This is a genomic window from Allobosea vaviloviae (assembly GCF_001298265.1).
GTDB lineage: Bacteria > Pseudomonadota > Alphaproteobacteria > Rhizobiales > Beijerinckiaceae > Allobosea > Allobosea vaviloviae_B.
Window position 1 is genome coordinate 79,408 of the sequence record NZ_LGSZ01000045.1, and the last position, 25,304, is coordinate 104,711.

General features: G+C 67.1%; 23 protein-coding genes. 10 read left to right on the forward strand and 13 right to left on the reverse strand.

The window, feature by feature from the left end:
* Positions 1-252: 252 nt before the first annotated feature.
* Positions 253-954, forward strand: a complete 702-nt coding sequence (gene ctrA, locus AE618_RS14385) for a response regulator transcription factor CtrA (protein ID WP_054209758.1) — start codon at positions 253-255, stop codon at positions 952-954.
* Between the two features lie 173 nt (positions 955-1,127).
* Here ctrA and AE618_RS14390 read toward each other — a convergent pair whose 3' ends face one another.
* From AE618_RS14390 to chpT, 6 genes are all read right to left on the reverse strand, one after another.
* Positions 1,128-2,036, reverse strand: a complete 909-nt coding sequence (locus AE618_RS14390; protein ID WP_054209841.1) for a CheR family methyltransferase — start codon at positions 2,034-2,036, stop codon at positions 1,128-1,130.
* A complete protein-coding gene (gene cheB / locus AE618_RS14395) occupies positions 2,036-3,148 on the reverse strand; it encodes a chemotaxis-specific protein-glutamate methyltransferase CheB (protein WP_054209759.1) in 1,113 nt (370 codons plus the stop codon). Before cheB ends, AE618_RS14390 begins: the two co-directional genes overlap by 1 nt.
* Before the next feature lie 92 nt (positions 3,149-3,240).
* Positions 3,241-3,606 carry a response regulator gene (locus AE618_RS14400; RefSeq protein ID WP_043237911.1) on the reverse strand — a complete coding sequence of 122 codons (366 nt, stop codon included), beginning with the start codon at positions 3,604-3,606 and terminating at the stop codon, positions 3,241-3,243.
* A gap of 30 nt (positions 3,607-3,636) precedes the next feature.
* Positions 3,637-4,146, reverse strand: a complete 510-nt coding sequence (locus AE618_RS14405; RefSeq protein ID WP_054209760.1) for a chemotaxis protein CheW — start codon at positions 4,144-4,146, stop codon at positions 3,637-3,639.
* Positions 4,143-6,782 carry a hybrid sensor histidine kinase/response regulator gene (locus tag AE618_RS14410; protein ID WP_054209761.1) on the reverse strand — a complete coding sequence of 880 codons (2,640 nt, stop codon included), beginning with the start codon at positions 6,780-6,782 and terminating at the stop codon, positions 4,143-4,145. Before AE618_RS14410 ends, AE618_RS14405 begins: the two co-directional genes overlap by 4 nt.
* Positions 6,783-6,894: 112 nt before the next feature.
* Positions 6,895-7,536 (reverse strand): histidine phosphotransferase ChpT, encoded by a 642-nt coding sequence (gene chpT / locus AE618_RS14415; RefSeq protein ID WP_054209762.1) that lies wholly within the window; start codon positions 7,534-7,536, stop codon positions 6,895-6,897.
* A gap of 176 nt (positions 7,537-7,712) precedes the next feature.
* Between chpT and AE618_RS14420 the strand changes: the two genes are divergently transcribed.
* Positions 7,713-8,537: a 3'(2'),5'-bisphosphate nucleotidase CysQ family protein gene (locus AE618_RS14420; protein WP_054209763.1), complete on the forward strand. Its 825-nt coding sequence runs from the start codon at positions 7,713-7,715 to the stop codon at positions 8,535-8,537.
* A 12-nt stretch (positions 8,538-8,549) separates the two neighbouring features.
* On the opposite strand, the gene AE618_RS14425 is transcribed toward AE618_RS14420, so the two are convergent.
* A complete protein-coding gene (locus tag AE618_RS14425; RefSeq protein ID WP_156330276.1) occupies positions 8,550-9,029 on the reverse strand; it encodes a YHS domain-containing (seleno)protein in 480 nt (159 codons plus the stop codon).
* Between the two features lie 333 nt (positions 9,030-9,362).
* Here AE618_RS14425 and AE618_RS14430 point away from each other — a divergent pair, with 333 nt between their 5' ends.
* From AE618_RS14430 to AE618_RS14445, 4 genes are all read left to right on the forward strand, one after another.
* Entirely contained in the window at positions 9,363-9,953 is a 591-nt protein-coding gene (locus tag AE618_RS14430; protein ID WP_054209765.1) for a DUF1134 domain-containing protein, read from the forward strand.
* A 194-nt stretch (positions 9,954-10,147) separates the two neighbouring features.
* The gene (locus AE618_RS14435; RefSeq protein WP_054209766.1) at positions 10,148-11,404 is read left to right on the forward strand and encodes a hypothetical protein; all 1,257 of its coding nucleotides are present in this window, start codon (positions 10,148-10,150) and stop codon (positions 11,402-11,404) included.
* A gap of 98 nt (positions 11,405-11,502) precedes the next feature.
* Positions 11,503-12,447 (forward strand): sugar kinase, encoded by a 945-nt coding sequence (locus AE618_RS14440; protein ID WP_054209767.1) that lies wholly within the window; start codon positions 11,503-11,505, stop codon positions 12,445-12,447.
* Positions 12,447-13,307 (forward strand): TIGR01459 family HAD-type hydrolase, encoded by an 861-nt coding sequence (locus AE618_RS14445; protein ID WP_054209768.1) that lies wholly within the window; start codon positions 12,447-12,449, stop codon positions 13,305-13,307. Before AE618_RS14440 ends, AE618_RS14445 begins: the two co-directional genes overlap by 1 nt.
* Before the next feature lie 292 nt (positions 13,308-13,599).
* Here AE618_RS14445 and AE618_RS14450 read toward each other — a convergent pair whose 3' ends face one another.
* Together AE618_RS14450 and ribA are read right to left on the reverse strand one after the other, a co-directional pair.
* Entirely contained in the window at positions 13,600-15,993 is a 2,394-nt protein-coding gene (locus tag AE618_RS14450) for a hypothetical protein (protein WP_054209769.1), read from the reverse strand.
* Between the two features lie 71 nt (positions 15,994-16,064).
* On the reverse strand, positions 16,065-17,192 hold the full coding sequence (gene ribA / locus AE618_RS14455) for a GTP cyclohydrolase II RibA (RefSeq protein ID WP_054209770.1): 1,128 nt from the start codon (positions 17,190-17,192) through the stop codon (positions 16,065-16,067).
* 220 nt (positions 17,193-17,412) lie between these two features.
* Between ribA and AE618_RS14460 the strand changes: the two genes are divergently transcribed.
* Positions 17,413-18,051: a cytochrome b gene (locus tag AE618_RS14460; protein ID WP_248310877.1), complete on the forward strand. Its 639-nt coding sequence runs from the start codon at positions 17,413-17,415 to the stop codon at positions 18,049-18,051.
* A gap of 13 nt (positions 18,052-18,064) precedes the next feature.
* Here AE618_RS14460 and AE618_RS14465 read toward each other — a convergent pair whose 3' ends face one another.
* The 4 genes from AE618_RS14465 to AE618_RS14480 form a co-directional block, all read right to left on the reverse strand.
* Positions 18,065-18,904 carry a class I SAM-dependent methyltransferase gene (locus AE618_RS14465; protein WP_054209771.1) on the reverse strand — a complete coding sequence of 280 codons (840 nt, stop codon included), beginning with the start codon at positions 18,902-18,904 and terminating at the stop codon, positions 18,065-18,067.
* On the reverse strand, positions 18,904-19,971 hold the full coding sequence (locus AE618_RS14470; protein WP_054209772.1) for a glycosyltransferase family 4 protein: 1,068 nt from the start codon (positions 19,969-19,971) through the stop codon (positions 18,904-18,906). The genes AE618_RS14465 and AE618_RS14470 overlap by 1 nt, the downstream gene beginning before the upstream one ends.
* Positions 19,968-20,369 carry a 6-pyruvoyl trahydropterin synthase family protein gene (locus tag AE618_RS14475; RefSeq protein ID WP_054209773.1) on the reverse strand — a complete coding sequence of 134 codons (402 nt, stop codon included), beginning with the start codon at positions 20,367-20,369 and terminating at the stop codon, positions 19,968-19,970. The genes AE618_RS14470 and AE618_RS14475 overlap by 4 nt, the downstream gene beginning before the upstream one ends.
* A gap of 97 nt (positions 20,370-20,466) precedes the next feature.
* Positions 20,467-21,342, reverse strand: coding sequence for a zinc-dependent alcohol dehydrogenase (locus AE618_RS14480; protein ID WP_349236436.1), 876 nt, complete (start codon positions 21,340-21,342; stop codon positions 20,467-20,469).
* 228 nt (positions 21,343-21,570) lie between these two features.
* On the opposite strand from AE618_RS14480, the gene mdoH reads away from it, so the two are divergent.
* Genes mdoH through AE618_RS14495 form a run of 3 tightly spaced genes read left to right on the forward strand, consistent with a single transcriptional unit; the run spans position 21,571 to position 25,157 of the window.
* Positions 21,571-23,421, forward strand: a complete 1,851-nt coding sequence (gene mdoH, locus AE618_RS14485) for a glucans biosynthesis glucosyltransferase MdoH (RefSeq protein WP_248310878.1) — start codon at positions 21,571-21,573, stop codon at positions 23,419-23,421.
* Entirely contained in the window at positions 23,418-24,176 is a 759-nt protein-coding gene (locus AE618_RS14490) for an FkbM family methyltransferase (RefSeq protein ID WP_054209774.1), read from the forward strand. Before mdoH ends, AE618_RS14490 begins: the two co-directional genes overlap by 4 nt.
* 6 nt (positions 24,177-24,182) lie before the next feature.
* On the forward strand, positions 24,183-25,157 hold the full coding sequence (locus AE618_RS14495) for a hypothetical protein (RefSeq protein ID WP_054209775.1): 975 nt from the start codon (positions 24,183-24,185) through the stop codon (positions 25,155-25,157).
* The last annotated feature ends 147 nt before the right edge of the window (positions 25,158-25,304 follow it).

Below are 25,304 nucleotides of genomic sequence, written 5' to 3' on the forward strand. Positions count from 1 at the left end.
GTGGTCTTCGCGAAAAGGCGATTTCGCGGGCGAACAGTTCAACGATCCGTGTCAAATTCGACTCACCTCGACAAGGATCGTCGTCTTTCTCCCAGGAAGCGCTTGCGCACCGGAATCACGGTTTGTTAACCATTGTGCCCGTAGCGTGTCGCGTGAGGTTTCATAGGGCAAGCGCCTTATCGCTCAGGACCGTCCGGGTTCGAGCGAATCGCTTAGGTCGGCTTGCCTGCGGGCGAAATTGGGGACGTGGACATGCGGGTTCTGCTGATCGAGGACGATAGCGCAACCGCTCAGTCGATCGAGCTGATGCTCAAATCCGAGAGCTTCAACGTCTACACGACGGATCTCGGCGAAGAGGGCGTCGATCTCGGCAAGCTCTACGATTACGACATTATCCTGCTCGACCTGAACCTGCCCGACATGTCCGGCTACGAGGTGCTGCGCTCGCTCCGCGTCGCCAAGGTCAAGACGCCGATCCTGATCCTGTCGGGCCTCGCCGGCATCGAAGACAAGGTCAAGGGCCTGGGCTTCGGCGCCGACGACTACCTGACCAAGCCGTTCCACAAAGACGAACTCGTCGCCCGCATCCACGCCATCGTGCGCCGCTCGAAGGGCCATGCCCAGTCGGTCATCACGACGGGCGATCTCGTCGTCAACCTCGACACCAAGACCGTGGAAGTCGATGCCGCCCGCGTCCACCTCACCGGCAAGGAATACCAGATGCTGGAGCTGCTCTCGCTCCGCAAGGGCACGACGCTGACCAAAGAAATGTTCCTCAACCACCTCTATGGCGGCATGGACGAGCCCGAACTCAAGATCATCGACGTGTTCATCTGCAAGCTGCGCAAGAAGCTGGCGAATGCGTCCGACGGCAAGAACTACATCGAAACGGTCTGGGGCCGCGGCTATGTGCTGCGCGAGCCCTCCGAGGTAGAGCAACGCATCCCCGCCTGAGACGACACGGGCGACCGTCACGAGGCGGTCATGTCCCGATGAGATAAAGCTAGCGGCCTGATCGTCGGATGTACACGACAGGCTGACGGGGACCCCGCCGCGAGGCGGGGTTTTTGTTTGTGACGGGGGCCAAGCCGAGGCCAAAGGACCGGAGCGATGCAGGGCGCCCTGCGTCAGGCCCGAATCCGCGAGCTGACCTTCGCCAGGAGCGGTGCCACGGCCGCGGGAGGCAGGACCGGCAGGGATATGCTGGCCGCCTGGGCGTGGCTGGAGCGGTGATCGCGATAGAGGCCGCGATGCTGCTTGTCGGGCACGATGGCGGCGGAAATCCCGATGACCGTCTCGGCCGCACCGAGAACGACCGCGCCATCCGGCGCCAGTCGCGGGGCAAGGGCCGCCAGAACCTTGGTCTTGGTCGGTACGTCGAAATAGATCAGCACGTTGCGGCAGAAGATCACGTCGAACTGGCCGAGATGGCTGCTCGGATCCAGCAGATTGTGCTGCTGGAGCTCGACCATGGCGCGCAGCCGCTCCGAGACCTGCCACTTGTCGCCATTCTGCTGGAAATGCCGCAGCAGCATCTGGATCGGCAACCCGCGCTGGATTTCGAACTGGTTGTAGATGCCCGCCCGCGCCCGCTCGAGCACCTCGGTCGAGATGTCGGTGCCGATGATCTGGACCTTCCAGCCCGACAGCCGGGCTGCCATCTCGTCGAGCACCATCGCCAGCGAATAGGCCTCCTGGCCGGTCGAGACGGCGGCGCACCAGATGCGCAGCGTGCGGGTAGCCGCATTTGACGCCAGCTTTTCCGGCAGAATCACATTGCGGAAAAGTTCGAAGGGGCTCTGGTCGCGGAAGAACAGCGTCTCGTTCGTCGTCATCGCCTCGATGACGGCATTCTCCAGCTCGATTTCGTTGCCATGCCGCAGTCGCTGGACCAGCAGCCCGATCTTATCGATGCCGCGCCGCCGACACAGGATGCCGAGCCGGCTTTCCGCGAGGTAGCGCTTTTCCAAGCTGAGCGCGAGGCCCGAGCGCAGATGCAGCAGCAGCCGCAGGAAGTTGAAATCGGCGTCAGTCATCACTGCGGCCATGACCGGACAAGGCCGCCGATGGCGGCGCCGATGTCGTCGAGCGCGATGATCGAACTGGCGTGCTGTGCGCGAACGACCGAGCCGGGCATGCCCCAGATCGTGCTCGACTGCTCGTCCTGGGCAATCACGGCCGCACCGGCGCGACGCAGCGCGCCCGCGCCTTCCGTGCCGTCCGTCCCCATGCCGGTCAGCACCAGGCCGAGTGCGGCGGGTCCGAGATGGCGTGCGGCGTCGTTGAACAGCACATCGACGGCCGGGCGGCAAAACCGTACCGGTGGAGAATCGCTGATCCGCGCCACGATATGGCCGAGCCGCCGGTCGATGCCCAGATGCCGGCCGCCGGGCGCGACGTAAATCGTGCCGCGGCCGAGGCGTTCGCCATCGAAGGGTTCGCGCGCGGGCACGCCGATATAGCTCGCGATCTGCTCGGCGAAAGAGGCGGTGAAAACCGGGGGCATGTGCTGGACCACGATCGTCGTCAGGTCCTGCAGGCCGTCGCCGATGTCGAAGAGCACCTTGGCCACGGCGCGGGGGCCGCCGGTCGACGCGCCGATGACGAGATAGCGCGGAACCACCGAGACGAGCTGGCGCAGGCTCGTGGGGCCGGCCGGTGCGAAATCGAGATCCATGTCGGGCGGCAAGGTGCCGGGGCGAATGCGGGTCTCCGCGATATGACCAAGCTTGAGCAGGAACTCGCTGCGGAAATCCAGCGACAGCGTCAGGCCGCTGCGGCTGTCGGGCTTGGAGACCACGCCCATCGCGCCCTTGGTCATGCATTCCAGTGCGATGCGGGTGTTGCGCTCGGTCAATGTCGTCGCCAGCAGCACGCCGGTATGGGGGCTTTCCTTGAGGATCTGGGGCAGGGCCGTCGCACCATCGACACCGGGCATGTCGAGATCGAGCACCATCACATCCGGTTTGAAGCGACCGGCATGGGCGACTGCGGTTTCGCCGTCGCCGGCGACCGCGACGACGTGGAACTGTCCGCTTTCACCGAGCCAGCGCGCGAAGAGGCCGCGCACGACGACGGAATCGTCGGCGATCACGACCGTCTTGTGCCTCTGGGCGCCCGCGGCGCTGGCCGGAAAGGATCTGCTCATGCGTCACTCATTCCACTGCGCCGCCTTGCCATCTCAACCCTGCAACCGGCCGCGCTGGTGAGGCGCGCCGTCGGAGCGCCTCGCAGCCCCGTTCACAGCAACCCGACCTGGTGGAACTTCGAGGCGACGATTTCCTTGTCGAACGGCTTCATGATGTACTCGTCGGCGCCGGCATGCATGGCCCGGGCGATATGGGCGATGTCGTTCTCGGTGGTGCAGAAGACGACCTTGGGGCGCTTGCCGCCGGGCATCTGGCGCAGCGTGCGCAGGAAGTCGTAGCCGTCCATGATCGGCATGTTCCAGTCGAGCAGCACCGCATCCGGCATCTCGCCCTTGCAGGCATCGATGGCGCGCGCGCCGTCCTCGGCCTCCGCGATGCGGAACTGCAAGCCCTCCAGGATCCGGCGGGCGACCTTCCGGATCACGGCGGAGTCGTCCACGACGAGGCAATATTTCATCATCAATCTCCAGATCCGTATGGCGTCGCGTCAGGCCGCGGCTTGCAGGTCGAGTCTCAGAATGGCGTCGACGTCGAGAATGACGAGCAGACGGTCATCGAGGCGATGCACCCCGGTCGTCAGTGCCGCCCAATTCCGGTCGAGATGGACCGGCGTCGTTTCAAATGTGGATTGATCCAGTCGCATCACCTCGCCGACGGCATCCACGATCAGCGCATAGGCCTCACCCTCATGGTCGATGCCGACGGCCACCAGTTCCGTCTTGCCTTCCCTGTCCTGCCTGGCGGTTGCCGGGCGTCCGAGCCGCCGGCGCAGGCAGATCGCGGTGACGACGCGGCCCCGCAGGTTGAGCAGGCCGACGATCTCCGAGGGCGCACGCGGCACGAGGGTGATGCGGTTGGTGATGAAGACGTCGTGAACGCGCCCGATCGGCAGTCCCAGAGTCTGGTCGCCGATCATCACGGTCACGTAGTCGAGCGAATCGAAGGCGCCGACCGGAGCGGCGGCGGCGAGGCCACGATCTGTCTGGTCGAGCCTCATGCTGCCTCCTTCAGACCCGGGCGACGCTCCGCGAGTTCGCTGAGCAGGGCGCGCCGGTCGAATTTGGCGACGACCTCGTCCAGTCGGGCCTGGCTGGCACGCATGTGGAGGTCCGGCGTCACCAGCGTCGTCATGCCGATCAGACGCAAGCGACCGCCGTTGGGGCCGTCGCGCAAATCGGCCGCGAAGGCGAAGGCGCTCTCAATGTCGCCGTCGATATCGATCAGGACGGTCGTGATGGCGCCATCGGCCATGCGGTGGCGGGCGGGCTCGAAGCTGGATGCGACGGCGATGCGATGGCCCGAGGCCTTGAGCACCGGCGTGAGCATGTCGCGCAGGAAGTCGGAGGGTTCGACCAGAAGGATCTGCGCCGGCGCCGACGCGTCGGCACGCTCGTAGCCCGCGTGGCGCCAGCCGCGTTCCTGCATCGGCAGGTAGTAGGCGAGGTCGATGATGTCCGTGGCCCGGCCCCGGATCATGGCCGAGCCGATGATCCCCCTGTCCTGCCCGGGCGCCATCTCGATGTCGAGGACCTCGTCGACGATGTCGACGATCGCATCGACGGCCAGCGCGACCGTCAGTTCGCCCTCGGAGATGATGACGAGCGGCTGAAGCCCGTCCGCCCGGATCTGCGTCTCGCCGACAGGCACGACCGGAACGAGGCGGTTGCGGTAATGCAGGAGAATCCGGCCGCTGCCGGTCTGGAACTCCCCTGCATCGATCTCCTCGAGGCGCGTGACCAGTGAAAGCGGCACGGCCCTGACGCCGTCCGGGCCTGATTTGAACACCAGCACGGTGGTTTTCTCGGCAGCGGTCGCGGCCACCGCTGCCGCCTCGCTCAGGAAGGCTTCGCCAGAGGTTGCGGCGCCGACAAGGCCTGCCACGCCGTTGGGATCGACGATCAGCACGACCGCGCCATCCCCCAGGATCGTGTTGCCCGAGAAAATCGGGATGTGCCGAAGCTTGCTCGACATCGGCTTGACGACGATTTCCTCGGTGTGGAAGACGCCGTCCACCAGGATGCCGAATTGCCGTTCGCCAATCTGCGTGACGACGATGAAGCCGTCCTCATGCGGTGAATCATCCGCACCCATCAGGCCCGCCAGCGCGATGATCGGCAGCAGCCGACCGCGCAGCCGCAGGATCGGCGCTCCGTTGATCTCCTCGATGCGATGCTCGGCGCCCGCCTTCACCCGGACCAGTTCGCGAACGACGATCTGGGGGATCGCGAAGCGCTGCTCGCCTGCGACGACGATCAGGGCGGCGACGATCGCGAGCGTCAGGGGGATCTTGATCGTGATCGTCGTGCCGAGGCCCCGCTTGCTGACAATGTCGATCAGGCCGCCTATCGCATCGACATTGGCTTTGACCACATCCATGCCGACGCCGCGCCCGGAAATGGCGGTGATGCTGTCGGCGGTCGAGAAGCCGGGGTGGAAGATGAAGCGGCTGGCCTGGGCGTCACTCATGCGCCCGATTTCCGCTTCGGTGGCAAGGCCCTGCTGGATGGCCTTGCGCCGGATGCGCTCGATGTCCAGGCCGCGACCGTCGTCGGTCACGGCGATGGTGACCGAGCCGCCCTCGTGATAGGCGGCGACGCGGATCATACCGTGCTCGGGCTTGCCGGCGGCCAGACGTTCGGCGGGGGCTTCGATCGCGTGGTCGGCGCAATTGCGGACCATGTGCATCAGCGGGTCCTTGATCATGTCGAGGATCTGCCGGTCGAGTTCGGTGTCGGCGCCTTCCGTGACCAGATCGATCCGCTTGCCGAGTTCGGCGCCGAGATCACGAATGATGCGGGGCAGCTTCGACCATGCGTTGCCGATCGGCTGCATCCGCGTCTTCATGACGCCGTCCTGCAACTCGGCCGTAATCAGCGAGAGGCGCTGCAATGGCGCCTTCAGCCCATGATCGCCCTGCTTGCGCGAGATTTCGAGGAGCTGATTGCGGGTCAAAACCAGCTCGGACACCATCGTCATCAGATGCTCGATGGTGTCGACATTCACGCGCAGCGTGGCGGGGCCGACCTGGCGTTGCTCGCGGGAGACGGGCTCGTCGCCCGGTTCGGATGCCGCGGTGTGTTCGATCCGGCCGTCGCGCCCCCTCTGCGGGCCGGGTGCGCTGCGGAAGACCAGGTCTAGCGCATCCTCTGCGGACGTTGTGGGGACAGGGCCCCCGTGTCGGGCGAGATAGGCCGCGACGGGATCGGCCCCATCCGTGCCGTCGACGTCCCGCTGCGGCTTCTGCTGCAGCTCGGCCTTGGCATGATCGGCGAGAATGCCGAGTTCACGGATCAGATTCTCGTCGTTGCCGGCAGGTTCCTCGCTCTTCTCGGCGAGCTCCGACAGGATATCCTTGACGCGATCGATCGTCTCGAGAATCGCGGTGACGGCGATGGCGCTGACGCTCGCGCCGTCCCGGAACTGGCCGATGAGCGACTCCGCCGCATGGGTCAGCGCTTCCAGGCGCGGCAAGCCGATGAAGCCGCAAGTGCCTTTGACGGTGTGGACCAGACGGAAGATGTTGCGCAGGATATCTGCGTTGTTCGGCTCCTGCTCGAAGCGCACGAGTTCCCGATCGACCGTGTCGAGATTCTCGCCGGTCTCCGTCAGGAACTCTTGCAGCAAGTCGTCCATGCAGGGGACCACCACTCAACGCGACAACACACTGCAACAGACTAAGCAGCAGAAGGGTTTATGATCGGTTTCGATCAGGGCGAAAACCGGTCTTATTCGCTGGCTTCTCGCTTCAGGCCTCTTTGTGGGCGGTGATCGTCACGGTATCGCCCTCGATCGAGAAGGCGATGGCCATGCCGGCGGCGCGGGCGACCATTCCGGTGTAAAGCGGCTGGACCGCGTGCGCGTCGATGGTTCCCGTTTCGGAGCGCCCGGCGATCAACTCCTCGACATGGGCCGGGATGCGCGCATGCGAGCCGGTCGCGGTGATCGTGAAGCTGCCTTGCTCGCCTTCGACGGTTGCCCGGGAGACCAACTTGCCACCGCGGGGCACGGCCTGGGCCGCCAGGACCAGCAGGTTGAGCAGCAGCTTGACCTGATTCTTCGGCAGCAATGCGCGCGGCGCCTCCCAGTCGAGCGAGAGTTTCTCGTCGTTGAGGAAGCCGTTGGCGACGTTGCCGGCATCGCCGAGGTCGATCATCGCGCCGGCGGAGCCTGCCGCGCCAAAGGCGAGCCTGGCGAATTGCAGCCGCGAGGAGGCGTTGCGGGCACTCTTCTTGATGAGTTCGAGCGCGAAATCGCGCATCGACGGGTCGTCCTCCTCCAGGACCTCCAGCGCGTTGACAATGGCCCCGACCGGGCTGATCACGTCATGGCAGACACGGCTGCAGAGGAGCGCGGCCAGATCGAGCGGCTCAAGCGAGATGGCGGTCATGGGTATGTCCTGGGGTCATTGCTGCGTGGCGCTCGGGGCCGACTGAACACCGTTGTGATGAGATATGGTGGTATCTTGGTTTTCATGTGGTTAAGCCCCGATTTCCAGCAGCGTGGGGCGAAGGACGCGCAACGGTGACAACCGTCCAGGACAATCCAGCTATCTCGGATCCGCGCATGTCAGATCCGCGTCTGGCCGACCGGAACGATCTGGGCCGGCGGCTCGCGGAGGCGGCGAGGCTCAGCGGCGCGGTCCTTCTCGCCATGCGCGCGGCGCGCGACGTCACGATCAAGGCGGACGGCTCTCCCGTCTGCTCCGCCGACATCGCTGCCGATCACACGGCCAAGCGGGCGCTGGCGCGGCTTTTGCCGGGTATTCCTGTGATCAGCGAGGAAAGCGCCGAGGCAGTTGCGACGGCGCCCGTCTTCATCCTGCTCGATCCGCTCGACGGTACGCGCGAATTCCTCGCAGGCGGCGAGAACTACTGCGTCGCCATCGCCGTGATCTGCGGGGACAGGCCGGTCGCGGGGGCGATCGCCGCCCCGGCCAGCGGCCGGTTGTGGTTTGCGGGAACGGAGGCGTTCGAGCAGGCGCTTCTGCCGGACGGTTCCCCCGTGGGCGAGGCGAGCCCTATCATCGTGCGCAAGCTGCCGGCCGCCGGCCCCGAGACGCTGGTCAGCCGCTTTCACTGCGACGCACTGAGCGAGGAGGTCTCGGCCGCGTTGGGCTCGACCACGACGATGCCGATGTCGTCGGCCATCAAGTTTGGTCTGATCGCCTCCGGCGAGGCCGATCTGCATGTCCGCGGTGGCCAGACCATGGAGTGGGATATCGCGGCAGGCGACGCCATCCTCTGCGCTGCGGGCGGCATGATCCTGACGCTGGAAGGAGCCGTGCCCCGCTATGGCCGGATGGACCGCGGTTTTCGCAATCCACCGTTCATCGCGGCATCGAGCGAGACCCTGGCGAGACGCGCGGTCGCTGCAGCCGGGGCCGCCTGAGCGGTTGGATCGTCAGCGAGCGATGCTGCGCGAGACGTCGCTCCAGAGCGTGTCGGCCATCGTCATCAGGGCCGTATTTTCGACGAATCTGCGGCGGTTCTCCTGCGTCCGGAACAGGAACAGCCGCGAGCCGACGATCGCGAACTGGCTTGGGTCGATGTCGACGGCGCGTCCCTGCGCCACCGCCGAGGCGTCGAAGCCGGCGAAGGCGGGCTCGTAGACGTCCGGCGCGTCGCGGAAGGCCTCGCGGTTGGCGGCCGAGACGAAGCGCCAGACGGCGCCGTTATGAACGATCTCATAAGCCGGGTTCCCGGCGACGGCGCGCCTCTCGACCTGATAAGCGACGGGATCATAGCCGTGCAAAGCCACGCCGGAAATGGAACTGGGTTGCATGACTTCCCCCAATGAGGGGAGTTCCGGCAGGCCCGCGGGCAGGCCGGCAGTGTCGGCGAAGACGGGATCGGCGAGCGCCCCGCTCACCATGGCAGCCATCGTCAGCGCGCATGCAGCGGTCGAAACCCGCCGCCGCCATGTTCCAGCCTTCATCGCGGGCAAATCCTGATTTGTGTGCCGCCTGGCGTAACTGAGCCGCCCTGCGATCTTCACGGCTTGGATACACTTTCGGGGGTATCAAACTGGTTACGGAATAGGTTCGCATTTGCGCGGCATCATGCCTGACGTTCGGATTTCGCCGGATCACCCGGGTCCGGCATCACCCTTCCACCGTTCTGGCGGAGACCTCGCCGGGCTGCCGGCAGCCCTGGGGTCGAGGCGCCGGAGCGGATCGACGACGCCGACCCGCGCCCCATTCGGAGATCCCGCCTGATGACTCAAACCCGCCGCAGCCTCATCACAGGTGGTCTCGCGCTCGCCGGTGCCGGTCTCGTCAATCTGCCGGCGCCGGTCCTGGCCCAGCAATCCTATGGCGAGAGCCGGTCCTTCTCGCAGAACGAACTCGTCGGCTCCGGCCACCAGTTCTTCGGCAATGTCTCGCGCGGGCTTGCCCTGGCTGTCGAGGAGGCTGTCAGGCGCTGGGGCGAGCCGAACGGCTATGTGCTCGGCCAGGAGGCGTCCGGCGCCTTCGTCGGCGGCCTGCGCTATGGCGAGGGCACGTTGTTTACCCGCAATGCGGGGGACCGCAAAGTGTTCTGGCAGGGCCCATCCGTCGGCTTCGATTTCGGCGGTGAGGGCGCTCGCACGATGATGCTGGTCTATGGGCTGCCGACGGTCGAGGCGCTTTACCAGCGCTTCGTGGGGGTCGATGGCTCGGCCTATTTCATCGGTGGTTTCGGCTTCACGGCGCTCGCGGCCGAAGGCGTGACGGTGGTGCCGATTCGCACCGGCGTCGGCTGGCGGCTGGGCGTCAACCTCGGCTATCTCAAGTTCACGCCACAGGCGACCTGGAACCCATTCTGACCGTCTCTGCCAACGGCATGACGCAGCCGCATGCCGCAGCGTCCGGTCATGCCGCAGTGCCGAGGCCTTGAGTCGTCGCGGGGATTGCGGAAGCCGGAAAGCGACAATAGCTGAGGACGGGGCAGCACGCCGAAGGATTTCCGCTTTTCGGCGCTGTGTTCTAATCTGTCTGCCCCGAATTGGAGCCGCAGGTCTTGATCGAAGCTGTCATGCTCGTCGCGCTCGGCTTCCTGTGCGCAAGCCTGCTGGCGCTGGCGGCGGTGCCCGCCTTGTCCCGACGCGCCGACAGGCTCGCGCGCAAGCGGGCAGAGGCGGCTTTTCCACTGTCTCTCGCCGAGATCGCGGCCGACCGCGACCATCTGCGCGCCGAGCTCGCGCTGCGTGCGCGCACGCTCGAGCAGGACGCCCAGCGCGGCTTCGCGGCCAAGGCCGCCGCGATGCTGGATCTGGGCCGGCGCGACATGAAGATCGGTGAACTCGACCTCGCATTGCGCGACCGTGACGGGCGCATCGCCGAGCTTGAGCATGAGCTTGAGACGACGCGTGCGGCGCTCGCGCAGACCCGTGACGCGCTGGCGCGCGAGACCGCGACATTGGCCGAGACGACGGCCACGCTCGACAAGCGCGTCGCCGATCTGGCCAGCGTCGAGCATACCCTCGCCGAGACGCGCACATCCCTGAACGGCACCAGCGCGGATCTCTCGGCGCGCGACAGAGAGCTTGCGCAGGCGCGCGACACGCTTGGCCGGACGCAGGCGTTGCTGAGCGAGCGCGAGACGGCGCTTGCGAGCCTGAGTCAGGACTACGACCAGTCGCGGGTCGCACAGGTCGAGGATCGCACGAAGATCATGGTGCTCGAAGGCTCCGGCCGCGACCTTGCCGATCGGCTCACGGCGAGCGCGAACGCGCTGAGTGCAAGCCAGACTGCGTTGAAGGCGATGACAGTCGATCGCGACAGCGAACGGCTGCGAGCCGACGCCTTGGCTGCGCGTGCCGAGCAGGCCGAGGCCGGGCTCGCCGCAGCCGATTCCCGCGCTGGCGCGGCTGCGTCCGACGCGCTGAGGATCGAGGCTCTGCTGGCCCAGGAGATCCAGGCGCGGGCTGACGAAAGCGAGGCGAGGCAGACCATGGAGCAGGATCTGGAGCGGGCCAAGGTTGCACTTGCCGCCGAACGGGAGCGCGTTTCGCAGGAGCTGTCGGGCCTGCGCGAGGATCTCCGGGCACGCGACGCGCAGCTCGAAACCGTCCATGCCGAGGTGCAGACGCTGCACGGGGCACTCGAACAATCCCGCGCCGAGCGCGCCAGACTGAAGCGCGAGGCGGCCCAGGCGCGCAACGCCGGGGCCGTGACCGTGCAGGATCCGGCGGCGCATGCGGCGCTGCGACAGGAGATTCTGGCGGTCGCCGAGCGCCTGATGGCACTGCCGCCTAAGCAGGAAGCGGCGGAATAGCGCGCAGGCGCCCCGAAAACCGCTTTCCGTTTTTCGGGCCGATGCTCTAGGAAGACGCGCAGAATTCGCGTCCCGCTTTGCCCGATGGTCCCCGCCCCGTGACAGAACCCCGCTTCGACCTTCTCTGCATCGGCGAGCCGCTGGGCGAGTTCAACGCGACCCGGGCCGAGACCGGCGCCTTCCAGTTCGGCCATGGCGGCGACACCTCGAACTGCGCCATCGCGGCTTCCCGGCAGGGCGCGAAGGCGGCCTATCTCGGCGCGCTCGGCGACGACATGGCGGGCCGCTCGATCCGCGAGCTCTGGCAGCGCGAGGGTGTCGACGATGGCCATGTCTCGACCCATCAAAGCGCGCCGACCGGGCTTTATTTCGTCGATCACGGCCCGTCCGGCCATGTCTTTTCCTATCTGCGGGCCGGCTCGGCCGCGAGCCTCGTCGGCCCGCGCGACATGCCGCGAGACCTGATCGCCTCCGCCCGGATCGTTCAGGCGTCCGGCATCAGCCAGGCGATCTCGGCGTCCGCTTGCGATGCCGTGTTCGAGGCCTTCGCGATGGCGCGCGAAGCAGGCGTGCTCACCGCCTATGACACCAATCTGCGGTTGAAGCTTTGGCCGCTGACGCGGGCCAAGGCGATCATCAACGCCGCCTGCGCCATGGCCGACATCGTGCTGCCGGGCTTTGACGACGCGACCCAGCTCACCGGCTTGAGCGATGCCGACGCGATCGTCGATTTCTATCTGGGTCTCGGCGCAAAGATTGTCGCGCTGACGCTCGGCCATGAAGGCTCGCTGGTGGCGACGCCGACGCGGCGCGAGCGGCTGGTGCCGATCAAGGTCGACGCCATCGATGCCACTGGCGCCGGCGACTGCTATGACGGCGCCTTCCTGGCGCAATACATCCGCACGGGCGATGCCTTCGCGGCGGCTGCGTACGCCAATGTCGCGGCCGCCCTTTCGACGCAGGGGTTCGGGGCGGTTGCGCCACTGCCGCGCCGCGCCGATGTCGAGGCCCGTATGGCGCTCGAGGCGAAGAAAGCAAACTGATGGCCGTTCCGGTTCTGGATTCGGCGGGCAAGCTGCTCGCCCGTTACGACGTGCTGATCAGCGATGTCTGGGGCGTGGTGCATGACGGCGTCTGGGCTCTGCCGCCGGCCTGCGAGGCGCTGACGCGCTATCGCGAGCAGGGCGGGGCGGTGGTGCTGCTCTCCAATGCGCCGTCGCCGTCCGAGCAGGTCGCCGACCTTCTCGACAAGAAGCGCGTACCGCGCGAAGCCTGGGACCGGCTGATCACCTCGGGCGACGTCACTCGCGCCCTCATCGCCGAGAGCCACCACCGCAAGATCTTCCATATCGGCTGGCAGAGCGACCGTGCCGTCTTCGACCATGCCGATGTCGAGCTGGTCTTCGAAGACGAGGCCGACCTCGTCGTGGCCACCGAACTCAACGATTACCGCACCGAGCAGCCGGAGCAGTACCGCCCGCTGCTGGAGCGCTTCGCGGCGCGCGGGCTGCCCTTCATCTGCGGCAATCCCGATCTGGTCGTCCATGTCGGGCACGACCTGCTGCCCTGCGCCGGCTCGCTGGCTCTGATCTACGAGGAACTCGGCGGCAGCGTCGCCTATGCCGGCAAGCCCTATCGCCCGGCCTATGACCTCGCGCTGGAGGCGGCGCGCTCGGCGCGCGGCGGGCATCCGGTCGATCCGGCGAAGGTGCTGGTGATCGGCGACGCGGTGCGCACCGATCTCGCTGGCGCGCGGCTGATGGGCTTCGACAGCCTGTTCATCGCCGGCGGCATCCACCGCGACGAGACGATGCGCGACGGGGTGCTCGATCCGGCGGGACTCGAGGCTGTGTTGGCGGGAAGTTCGGTCAAGCCGATCGCGGCGATGGGGGCGTTGCGGTAGGCCCCCTTCGTTCCAGCGATGTCAGCAGATCGAACGCGGCCATCTGCGCCTCGGCAAAGCTGCCGCAATTGTCGCGCGTGAATGCCGGGGCGGGCATGGCTGGGTGGCTGATGACGGCGCTCCAGCCCCGGGGCTTGTGGAAAACCGTCAAACGGAAATTCCGCAGCTCGATCTGCCAGTTGCCGGCCGTGTTGCGACGCCAACTCTTCAGCCTGGGAAACTGTGATCGCCGCCGTTCCGTCCGGCTGTCCATAGTCAGCACTCCGGTGATCTGCCGCGCGGCCTCTCGCAATCACCCCTGAGGGCGTTGCTCCGCCTTCAACCGCGTCCCGATATCCTCGAACAGCCCCCGGAACGGCCTGAACACGAAGCGCACGGTCGAACGCCCCGGCGGCACGGCGACGGCCCGGAACAGCACATTGGCCCGCAGCAATTCCGCGGGCGCGCCGTCGATCTCCGCTTGCCACCAATGATGCCAGACATCGTTGAGCACGACATAGCCGCCCTGCGGCGCATCGACCTTCAACGTCACCTCGGTGGTGCCGTAATCGGCGATGCGGACCGAGCTTGGCAGGGCCGGGCCGGGTAGGCTCCGGCCTGTCACGATCGGCCCGGGCGGCAGCGGAGGGGTGTCGCGGTCTAGCAGCACAGTCTGGCGCGGATCGAAACCCGCAGGCCACTGTCCGCTCGCCAGGATCGCGTCGAAATCGGCCTTGGCGGTTTTCGTCACCAAAAGCACGCGCGGCAGGGCGCGCGGGTTCTCGTAGACATAGGCGTCGGGCGTGCGCGCGATCTGGGTGAGATCGCCGGGCTTCAGCGCCTTGTCGATCTGTTCGACAGGGACGCCGGTGGCGATGAAGCGCAGGCCCAGCATGTCGGCGAGCAGCGAGCGGTAGCCCGGCATCAGCGGAGAGAATGTGCGCTGGTCGGGCAGGGCGACATGGTCGCCGGCGCCGGTCGCCTTGCTGTAGAGGCCGAGCCGCAGCGGGTTGTAGCCCAGCGTGTTGTCGAGCTGGTGGACGAGGCTGGCATTGGGCCAGTGGAAGCCGATGCCGGCCAGCTCGATCCGGTCGCGGCGGTCGGGGCCGGCTGTGCGGGCGGTCTCGCGCTTGAGCAGGGCGATGGTCTCGTTCGTGCTGTCGGCGCGCAGCACGTCATAGTCCTGCGAGGGCAGGGCGGTGGATTCGCTGGGGCCGTTATTGACGGAGAGATCGACGGTCAGCGTGACGGCGATCACGATGGCCGCAGCAAGACCGGCGCCGCGCAGCGCAAAGCCTCGCGCGGCGACGAGCGCCCCAATGCACAAGATCCCGCAGAGCAGCGCGGTCACCAGCGGCACGATGGCCAGTGATAGGCGACCGACCGCCCAGGCGAGCCGGAGTGCCAGAGCAAGCGCAACCGCGAAGATCGCGACCTCTAGGATGCGCTGCCAGCGCCGGGCGCGGGGCTCCGTGCCGGTCATGACGAGATGGGTGAGATAGCCGCCGAGCAGCGCCAGCAGCGCACCCAGGATGAAGAGCGCGTCCGCCGGACGGCGATAGAAGGCGATGCCGGGAAGCTCGAACAGCAGCCGGAAGCCCGGCGTGAAGCGCCCGAGCGCGAAGATCAGCACAAGCAGTGTCGCGACGCTCAGCGCGACGATCTCGCGGCGCAGAAGCGCGCCTCTGACGATGCCGATGGTCAGGACCAGCCCCATTGGGATCAGGCCGAGATAGAGCTGGCTCATATTGCGGGCGAGGTAGAGGTCCTGCGGCCCGAAGCGGGCCTCGAAGGCCGGGCTCGGCGCTCCCCAGAAATTCTCGAGCGGGCCGGCCGCGCCATAGAGATTGGCGAAGAGGCCGGTCAGCAGCGCGGCTGGATGCAGCGAGCCCTTGCCGGCCCCGATCAGATCGATCGCCGGGCGATTGGATTCCTCGGCGAGCACTGCGGTCAGCAGGATCGGCACGGTCGCGACCAGGACCGCGCCGAGCCCGCCTGCCAACAGGGGAAGGAGGCTCGTGCGCAGCGCCTGCCAGGGATTTCGCGCCATCGCGATGGCCGCAATCACCAGCCCGGCCAGGACATAAACGCCGAGCAACGCGACCTGGTCGCGGCCGAGCACCATGAAGCCCGCGACGATGCCGGCCGCGAAGCCATAGGCGATCGAGCCGCGCTCCAGCGCGCGTGAGATCAAGGCGAGCGTGATGGCGAAATAGCCCAGGCTCAGCACCTGCCCGATATGCTGGATCCGCCAGGCTGCGGCGGCTCCAAAAGCGAAGGCGAGAGCCGCGACGACGGCGCCGGCCGGGTGCCAGTCACGGTCGCGGAAGATGACGACGAAGGCGAGCGCGCCCGCAAGCAGCGTGCCCAGAACCGCGAAGTCGCCCAGTCGGAACCCCGGAACAGGTTCGAGCGCCGCGATCAGTGCGAAGGGAGGCGAGAAGATCAGGGATTGCGGATCGGCCACCTGCGGGGAACCCGCGAAGACGTAAGGCGTCCAGAACGGAGAGTGGCCGCTATGCCAGGCCTGCGCCAGGAACTGAAGCTGCGGCTGGAAATGCGCCTTTGCGTCCCAGGGAATGGTGACGACGCCCGACAGCCAGGGCCAGGACAGCGCGATCCAGCACAGGAGGACGATGGCGACCACGCTGGCGAACGGCCAGCGCGCGGCAGGCGAAGCGGGTTCGGAGGCTGGCGGTTGCGACATCAGGCTGCGGTGCCCGAAGTCGTCATCGCGATCAAGCCCTCGCGGTCCATGGCGGGCCACCCCGCCCTAGCTCAATCCTTCGGCGCAGCGCGCGCCATCAGCGCGTCCATGTCGATGGAATGGCCGGCGCGGTCGCGCTTGGAGGCGAGATAGCGGACATTGTGGACGTTCGGCCTCCCGAGAACGGCCTGTGTGGCTGCAACCTCGACGCCCGCCGCCTTGATCGCGCCGACCTTGAGCGGATTGTTGGTCAGCGCTGTGACGCTGCTCACGCCGAGCTGTTTCAGCATCGTCGCGGCGAAGTCAAAATGGCGCTGGTCGAGATCGAAGCCGAGGACCTCGTCGGCATCGTAGGTATCCCAGCCCTGGCTCTGCAGCTTGTAGGCGCGCATCTTATTGGAGATGCCGTTGCCGCGGCCTTCCTGGTCGAGATAGAGCAGAATTCCACCCTGGTTCTCAGCCATCCACTGCACCGTCTCGCGCAGCTGGTCGCCGCAATCACATTTCAGCGAGCCGAAGAGATCGCCGGTCAGGCAGGCCGAATGCAGGCGCACTGGAACCGCCGAGGCGAGATCGGGGCTGCCGACGATGATGGCGACCTGGTCGCGCAGGCCCTCGCCCCCGCGAAACACGACGAATTCCGTCTCCGGTGCGCCTTCGAGCGGAACGGGAGCGCGGCCGACGATGGTCAGCGTCGCAGCCTGGGCGGCACGGTAGCCGTCCACGGCGGCAATCTCGACTTCGACCAGAGGTTCGCCGACGATGGCCTGGGCCGAGACCGGTACGACCAGGACGGCCGGAAGAACCAGCGAAAGCCGCGCCAGTTCGAGGGCTGACTCGTCGATGGCGCAGGCCGGCGCCACCGGCGCATCAACCTTGCCGTCGGTCTTGAGTGCCAGCATCTCGATACGCGCCAGATCCAGCGCCGGCATCGCGAGAATGCCGGTCTCAGCCCGGTTTTTGGCTCCCAGCCGCCGCAAACGCGCCGCGCTCAGCGCGAGATGAGCCATGCCGCCGGCCAGGCTTTCCAGGCGGCCGACCAGCTCGCCCTCAGCCAGTTCAGCCGAGAGGGCCAGCGCCAGGGTCGCGCCTGAGCGCAACAGCACCGGACGGCCGGAGCGAAATTCGGAGATGGCCCGATCGACCGCAACGAGGCTCGTCTCGAGCGGGCGTCCAAACAGCGTACGCGACTGAGGCATCGGGGTGTCCGTCAGATTAGGCTTGGCTCAGAGTGGGCCTCGGCCGGCGGGAGGTTATTCCTGTACGGGTGTTGCGTCGTTATAGATCAGCGCTGCCCGGTTTTCCATCAAACGTGCTTGAGGTGAGGGCAGTTCCACCGCCCGAACATTTCCGACGAACCATCGACAATGTCATCCAATCCTCCGGCGACGTGTCTAGCTTCTCGACATTGAACGCGGGATGAATAGGGACACCGGCGCTGGGAGCCGGCAGGCCTATGGAAAGGCAGCGGAGATGATGCAGGAGTATGACAGCGGCACAGGACCCCAGCAGGCCTCGTCCGCCTACAGCGCGGCTGCCCGCCACATGCACTGGGTGACGGCAGGCGCGATCCTGATCATGGTGCCGCTCGGCCTCGCCATGACCTATCGCGGCGGTACGCTCAACATCTGGGACGGGCTGACCGACGCGCTCTACTCATCGCACAAGCTTCTCGGCTTCCTCGTGCTCTGGCTCGTCGCGGGACGATTGACCTACCGGCTGCTCAGGGGTGCGCCACCCGACGAACCGACACTGCTCTGGTGGCACAAGGCAGGCTCGCATCTTCTGCACTGGCTGCTTTACGGCCTGCTACTGGTTGTGCCTGTGCTTGGCTGGGTCGGCGTCTCGCTCTATCCGTCGTTGACGGTGTTCGGGCTGTTCGACCTGCCGGCGCTCGCCAGGCCGAACCAGGATCTCGCGACCTCCGTCCTGACGGTCCATGGCAAGCTCGCCATCGTGATGGCGCTCCTCGCCTGTGCCCATGCCGGGGCTGCGCTCTACCATCATCTCATCCGCAGGGACGGCGTGCTGCGCCGCATGCTGCCTGGACTGAGATAGGCTACCGGCGCGTTCAGACCGGCCGCGCCCAGAGGTCGCAATGGCCGACCAGGGCCGAGGCGGATTGCGTCCTTGCGACCAACCAGTCGGAGATCGTCGCGGGATCGACCTGGCCGGTTTCCAGCACGGCATCGGCGATGCCTCTTGTCAGCATCCGCGCCAGCTCGCCATGCCGTTCGTCGATCCGCCATGCGCTGTCGCCGATCGAGACGGCGAAGCCTGATTTGCGGAAGGCCTCAGCCATGACGTCGGTGGCCTCGGGACCGGCGGCGGGACCGAAGCCCTTGTCGCCGTGCTGGTGATGCTTGAAGGCGGACAGAATCCGGGCGTCGGCAACGTGAGGCGGCTTCCAGCTCTCGCGGCCGTCATAGGTCAGCACGGTGTAGAGCGGCAGGCGCTGGCTGGTCAGCGCCGCGACGAAGCGCTCGATCCAGCGCTTCGAGGTCAGGTCGAACAGGGCGGCGGCGGTGACAAGATCGGGCTGCCAGCCGAGCACCCATTCGAGGTCCTTGTTCAGGTCGGCTTGGCGCGTGTCCACGGTGATGGTGTGGTCGCCCTTCAACAGGACGAGCTCCTCGCCCTGTTCGCGGGCCTCGTCGGCCCAGTCCACCAGCCTTTCGCGGGTCGCCGCGAGCAGGCCGGCATCGAGATCGACCAGCGTCCAGTGCTGGCGCGCCGGCAGCGCGGCATAGGTGCCACGCAGGTTCGAGCCCGTGCCGCAGCCGAGATCGACGACGGTCAGCGAGGCCTTTGCGGCGAAATGCGCGCCGACGGCCGCCAGCACCTGCGGATTGCGGGCCGCGTGATCGACGGGCTCCCGCAACGCCAGCCATTCGGGGGAGAAGCCACCCATCAGCCTACCTTTCGCCCGGCATCGGGCAGACAAACTCCGGCGACGATCGCCGCCGTCTCGCGCCAGCGCGGCAAGCTGGCCGCTGCCGTCCAGGCCGCATCGGCCAGCGCATCGCGCCGAGCCGGGGCATCAATCAGGCTTGCGATGGCCTTGGCAAGCGCGACGGCGTCGCCGGGAGAGACTTTCATCGCCGCGGCGTCGGGCGCGGTATCCGCCGCAGCGCCGCCGGTGGTGCAGACGATCGGCAGACCGCGCGCCAGTGCCTCCGTCAGCACCATGCCATAGCCCTCGAACAGCGAGGGCATGACGAAGAGGTCGGCGCCGTCATAGGCGGCTGCGAGCGTCGTGTCGTCCACAGCCCCGGCAAGCAAGATCCGGTCCTTTAGCCCAGCAGCGTCGATCTGTTCGGTCAAATCGCGCAGGGTCTGCGGCGCGCGGTCGTTCGCGCCGACGATTGTCAGATGCCAGTCCCTGTCGCGCAGAGTCGCAAGGGCCTCGACCAGCACATGATAGCCCTTGCGCGGGACGACGGAGCCGACGGCAAGCAGCTGCAACGGCCCTTCAGCCGCTCCCCCCTTGGCGCGCGGGGCGGGATCGACGCCGGGTGGGGCTATGGTGATACGGGCTTCGTCGACGCCGAAATCCGCTGCGAGGATCCGCTTCATCGCGGGGCTCGGCGTCACGACGGCGCGGGCGTGGCGCAGGGCCGCGGTCTCGCGCGCCAGCAGGTGGCGCGACTGCTCGGGTGCAAGCCCCGTCTCCAGGCCGAGCGGATGATGGACCAGCGCGACGACGCGCCCGGCTAGCCCCGCGGCGATGCCCTCCGGGAAGGCGCCATAGGCCAGCCCGTCGATCAGCAGCGTGTCGTCCCAGGACGTCTGCGACAGGATCGCCTGGCCTGTCAGCGCGAGGTCGGCGTCAGTCGGGAAGGGGAAGGAGTCGGGCAAGGCGATGTGCCTTGCCGCGACACCCATCCCGCGCCATTCCGCCAGCAGCCTGCGATCATAGGCGTAACCGCCCGTCGGCAGGTCGATATCGCCGGGGATGGCGAAGGCGATCGCGCTCACGCGAGCGCGCCCTCGAAGCTGGCTCGGGCCAGGTCCGTCTCGTGCAGGGTCACGCGGATGCGGGAAAGGCCGTTGCCGTCCTCGCCGAGCGCGCCGGCCTTCGCAGCAGAGGCCATGGCGTTGAAGATGTGCTTGCAGAGGAATTCGGTGGTGGTCAGCACGCCCGCGAACTGCGGCAGCGCATCGAGGTTCTGGTAGTTCAGGGGCTTCAGCGTCTTGTTCAGCACATCGAGCGCCGCACCGATGTCGACGACGACGTTCTGCCTCGTCAGCGTCTCCCTGAAGAAGGCGACGTCGACCACAAAGGTCGCGCCATGCATGTTCTGCGCGGGGCCGAAAAAGGGATCGGGCAGGGAGTGGCCGATCATGATGCGGTCGCGAACTTCGACGGAGTACATCAGCGTTCCTTGGTCTGGACGGGGAGCGGAACAATCAAGCCGAGCTACGGCACGAGGGCCGGGCGGGGATGCGTGAGGGAGACGATCATGTCGATGCTCAATAGCAGATCGCCGCTGTCAGGCCATGCCATGAGGGTGACAGCACGATCGGCAGGCGCGCGGCCGCCTGATGGAACGGGATGTCTTCGGTGATCAGCGCGTCCAAGCGGTCGTCGCCGAGGAGCGCCATGGCGGCCGCTGCGCGGCGGGCATAATCCCAGCGCGGCCGGCGCGAGGGAGCGATGCCGCCGACCTGGGTGGAGACGAGCTGCAGCCGCTTGGCGTGGAACGCTCCGCCGAGAGGCGCTTGAACCATGCCCTCGCCATACCAGCTCAGCTCGACGATGCGCGCCTCGAAACCCGCGGCGGCGATCGCGGTGGCCAGCCCCGCCGCCGAGGCGCTGGCGTGGAAGACGAAATCGGCCTCGGCCGGGGCATCGGCCGGCAGGGCGAAGCCGACGCCGAGGGCCTGCGCCAGGGCGGCGCGGCGGGGCTCGACATCGACCAGCGTGACCTCGGCGCCCGGAAGCCTCGCGGCGAGCCATGCCACGAGCAGCCCAAGCACGCCGCCGCCGACCACGACGATGCGGTCTGCCGGGCCGGAGCCTGCATCCCAATGGGCGTTGAGGGCGGTTTCCATGTTGGCAGCGAGGATGGCGCGGCGGGCCGGGATGTTCGCCGGCACGCGGGTCAGCCTGTCTGCGGGGGCAACGAAGCGGTTCTGATGCGGATGCAGGCAGAACACGGTCTCGCCGAGCCAGGCTTCCGGTCCCGCATCCACGATGCCGACCGCGCAGTAGCCGTATTTCACCGGGAAGGGGAACGAGCCCTGCTGGAAGGGGGCCCGCATGCGCTCGTATTCGCCAACCGGCACGCGCCCCTCGCAGACGAGGCGCTCGGTGCCGCGGCTGACACCGCTCCACAGGGCGCGCACCACGCAATCCTCGGCTCGGGGCTCCGGCAGCGCTTCGACGTTCAGCGCGCATTCACCCGGCGCTTCATACCAAAGAGCCGTCGGCGGGGTGTGCTGTTCCAGAGGGCTCGTGCCCAACGAACTTGCACCTGAGGAAAATGCCGGCTTTAGCTCTTGCGCCGTGTCGTTTCGCGGCATGTCGCCGTCTCCCGTCAGCTCTGCCTTGACCGCCTCGCCCAGATCGATTGCATGACAGAGACAGCCATGAACCCGCGCCCCGCTCCGACCACGTTCCAGCCGGCGGCGCAAGAGCCTGCGGCGTCCGAGACGCAGCAGCAGGCGCCGGGCCTGACCCCGGCGGGGTTGCAGTCGCAAGCTGAATTGGCCCTGCGTCGCCGGCTCGTTCTGGCCCTCAACCTCGCCACGCTGGCGGCGCTGCTTTACGGGCTCGCGCAGATTCTCGGTGCCGGCGGCTGGACGATGGCCGATATAGCGATCTTCGTCGCCCTTTTGTTCGGAGCGCCCTGGACGGTCCTCGGCTTCTGGAATGCGGTGATCGGGTTCTGGCTGCTTCATGGCGTCAAGGACGGGATGGAGCGCGTCGCGCCGTTCGCGGCCGCCGGCGATGCGCCCACGCCGGTGGTCATCCGCACCGCCATCCTGATGACCCTGCGCAATGAGGACCCGGCCCGGGCGTTTCAGCGGTTGCGGGTCGTCAAGGACAGCCTCGATGCCACCGGCGAGGGCAGCAGGTTCGATTTCTTCATCCTCTCGGACAGCGATGATCCGAGCGTCGCAGCGGCCGAGGAGGGGCTCGCTGCCGCGTGGCAAGGGGAGGTCGGCGAGGATGGGCGCATCACCTATCGCCGCCGAAGCGACAATGCCGGCTTCAAGGCCGGTAATGTCCGCGACTTCTGCGAGCGCTGGGGTGCGGCTTACGAACTGATGCTGCCGCTCGACGCCGACAGCGTGATGTCGGGCGAGGCGATCGTGCGGCTGACCCGGATGATGCAGGCCTATCCGAAGCTCGGCATCCTGCAGAGCTTGGTTGTGGGCATGCCGAGCAAGTCCGCGTTTGCCCGCGTCTTCCAGTTCGGCATGCGCCAGGGCATGCGGCCCTACACGATGGGCTCGGCCTGGTGGATTGGCGATTGCGGCCCGTTCTGGGGCCATAACGCCATGGTGCGGATCGCCCCCTTCCGCGATGGCTGCCATCTGCCGGTGCTGCCCGGGGGGCCGCCGCTCGGCGGCGCCGTGATGAGCCACGACCAGGTCGAGGCGACGCTGATGCGCCGCGCCGGCTACGAGGTCCGCGTGCTGCCCGAGGAGATGGGAAGCTGGGAGGAGAACCCGCCGACCATGCTCGATTTCGCCAAGCGCGACCTGCGCTGGTGCCTCGGCAATCTGCAATATCTGAAACTGCTCGACATTCCCGGCCTGCGGCCGATGAGCCGCTTCCAGCTGGTCTGGGCGATCCTGATGTTCCTCGGCCTGCCGGCCTGGACGCTGATGATCGCGCTCCTGCCGCTCAAGGTCGTCGAGGACCGGGGCCTCGAGGGCTATCCGTCGGGTCTCGCCGCCGGGCTCTATCTGCTGTTCCTGGCGATGTATCTCTCGCCCAAGCTCGCAGGCTTCGCCGATATCCTGCTCAGCCGCGACGGCGCGAAGCGCTATGGCGGCACGCTGCGTTTCATCGGCTCTGCCGCGATCGAGGTCGTCTTCGCCTTCCTGCAGGGCGCGGTGTCGAGCTTCAGGACCACGCTGTTCATGCTCGGGCTCCCGTTCGGGCGCGCCAGGATCGGCTGGAACGGGCAGGCGCGTGATGCCCATGCGCTGTCGCTCGCGACGGCCTTTGCGGGCTTGTGGCCGCACCTGCTGTTTGCGAGTTATCTGTTTGGCGCGCTGCTCCTGCTCTCGCCCACGGTTCTGCTGTGGTCGCTGCCTCTGACCGCCGGCTATCTGCTGGCGATCCCGTTTGCCATGGCGACCGCGCTGCCGGGCCTCGGCGAATGGTTCGCGCGCCGGGGCCTTTGCGGTATACCCGAGGATTTCGATCCGCCGGCCGAACTCGTCACCATAGCGGAGCTATCACGGTCATGAATGCTCCGATTTATCCCACAGGCACTGCCAAGGCGCTGTCGCGCTCCCTGCGCGTCTATCATGGCGATCCGACGCGCAATGCCGCGATGGATGCGCTCTACCGTCGCTTCCTGCGCCCCGGTGATCTCGCCTTCGATATCGGCTCCCATGTCGGCGACCGAATCTCGTCCTTCCGCCGGCTGGGCGCGCGCGTCGTGGCGCTGGAGCCGCAGCCGGGCCCGGCTCGCGTCTTGCGGCTGATCCATGGCCGCGACGGCGAGGTAACACTGATACAGGCGGCCTGCGGCGACCACGAGGGCATCGTCACGCTCAAGATCAACAGCGCCAACCCGACCGTCTCGACTGCGTCCGACGCCTTCATCGGGGCCGCAAACGAGGCCGGCGGCTGGGAAGGGCAGGTCTGGGACCACGAGATCGCGGTTCGCTGCACTACGCTCGATGCGCTGATCGCGCGGCACGGGCTGCCGGCCCTGCTCAAGATCGATGTCGAGGGCTTCGAGGCGCATGTGCTGGCGGGGCTGACCCGGCCGGTGCCGGCCATCTCCTTCGAATTCACCACAATCCAGCGCGACGTCGCCGAAGCCTGCCTCGCACTTCTGGAAACGCTCGGGCCCTATCGCTTCAATGTCGCACTCGGCGAAAGCCAGCGGCTGGAACTGGACGAGCCCGCCAGTGCCGAGGCGATCGGAAGCTATCTACGTGCGCTTCCCCACGCCGCCAATTCGGGCGACGTGTATGCCATTCTCCAGAGCTGAGCCGCTATGACCAAAATCGCCGCCTGCCTTCGCATTGCATTGCTCGCCCTGACTGGGGTTGCATCCCCCGCCTTCGCGGCAGGGGACATTGCGGTCGAGGTCCGCAATGAATCCGAGCCGGTGCTTTGCGCCGAGAAGGACAACGTCACGATCAAGGCGATCTCGCCGGAGGTGCGCCGCTTCCAGATCGAGGCCGCTCATCCCGCCTATATCGCAGGCCTTCTGCGCGACAATTGGGAAGCCGACTGGACGGCCTGCGACATGACCGGCGATCCGGCCTTCAAGGCGCCGGTTCCGCCGCGCCGCGTCACCTTCTACGAGAGCATCGAATACTGGCTGGTCGGCTACACCTTCCCGACCTTCTGGCGTCCGGCCGATACGACCTTCCGGGTCGGCGACCGCGTCGAGAAGGGGCTGCATCTGGTGCAGCTCTGGAAGCTCGGCAAGACCGGCTCCTATGAGGTTCTCGTCGTCTATCCGCAGGACGGCTACTGGCGCACCCGGCCGCTGCCGCCGCCGCAGCTCTCGGCCGCGGCCTATGGCTCGTCCTTCCTGTTCGGGCCGATCGAGCAGGACGCCGGCCGCCCGGTGGTGAACATCAAGGAGATCGCGTTCGATCCCGCGACGCTGTCGTTCAAGCTCGATTTCAAGGACGGCTCGGCCGGCACGCTCAAGCTCGATTCCGTCGATGAAAACCGCATGGTCCTCGACGCCGTGCTCGACAAGCCGGTGATGGGTGGCAAGGCGTTCGTGGCGCTGCGCTCGATGTATGTCACCGAGGGCAACAACGATGTCGCCCGCATCGCACTGCGCGAGCCCGGCGCCAAGGGATGGCGCGAGGAGTTGCTCATGCCGTTCACCGGTGGCAAGGCGACCGACATCTGGATGGGGCGCACCACCCATTCGCGGCACAACACCTCCTCGCCGGATATGGTTTTCCGGCATTTCTCCGCTGACCCGAACCCGCCAGTGAAGAAATAGGAAATTCCGTCACCGCGAGCACAGTGAAGCAATCCAGATCAGCGTAGCACGCGGCTGCCCTGGATTGCTTCGCTCCGTTAGCAATGACGTGAGCTGCCGGAACGCATCGCGACCCTGGCGCGTTTCCCATGACGCGGGCCCCGCATC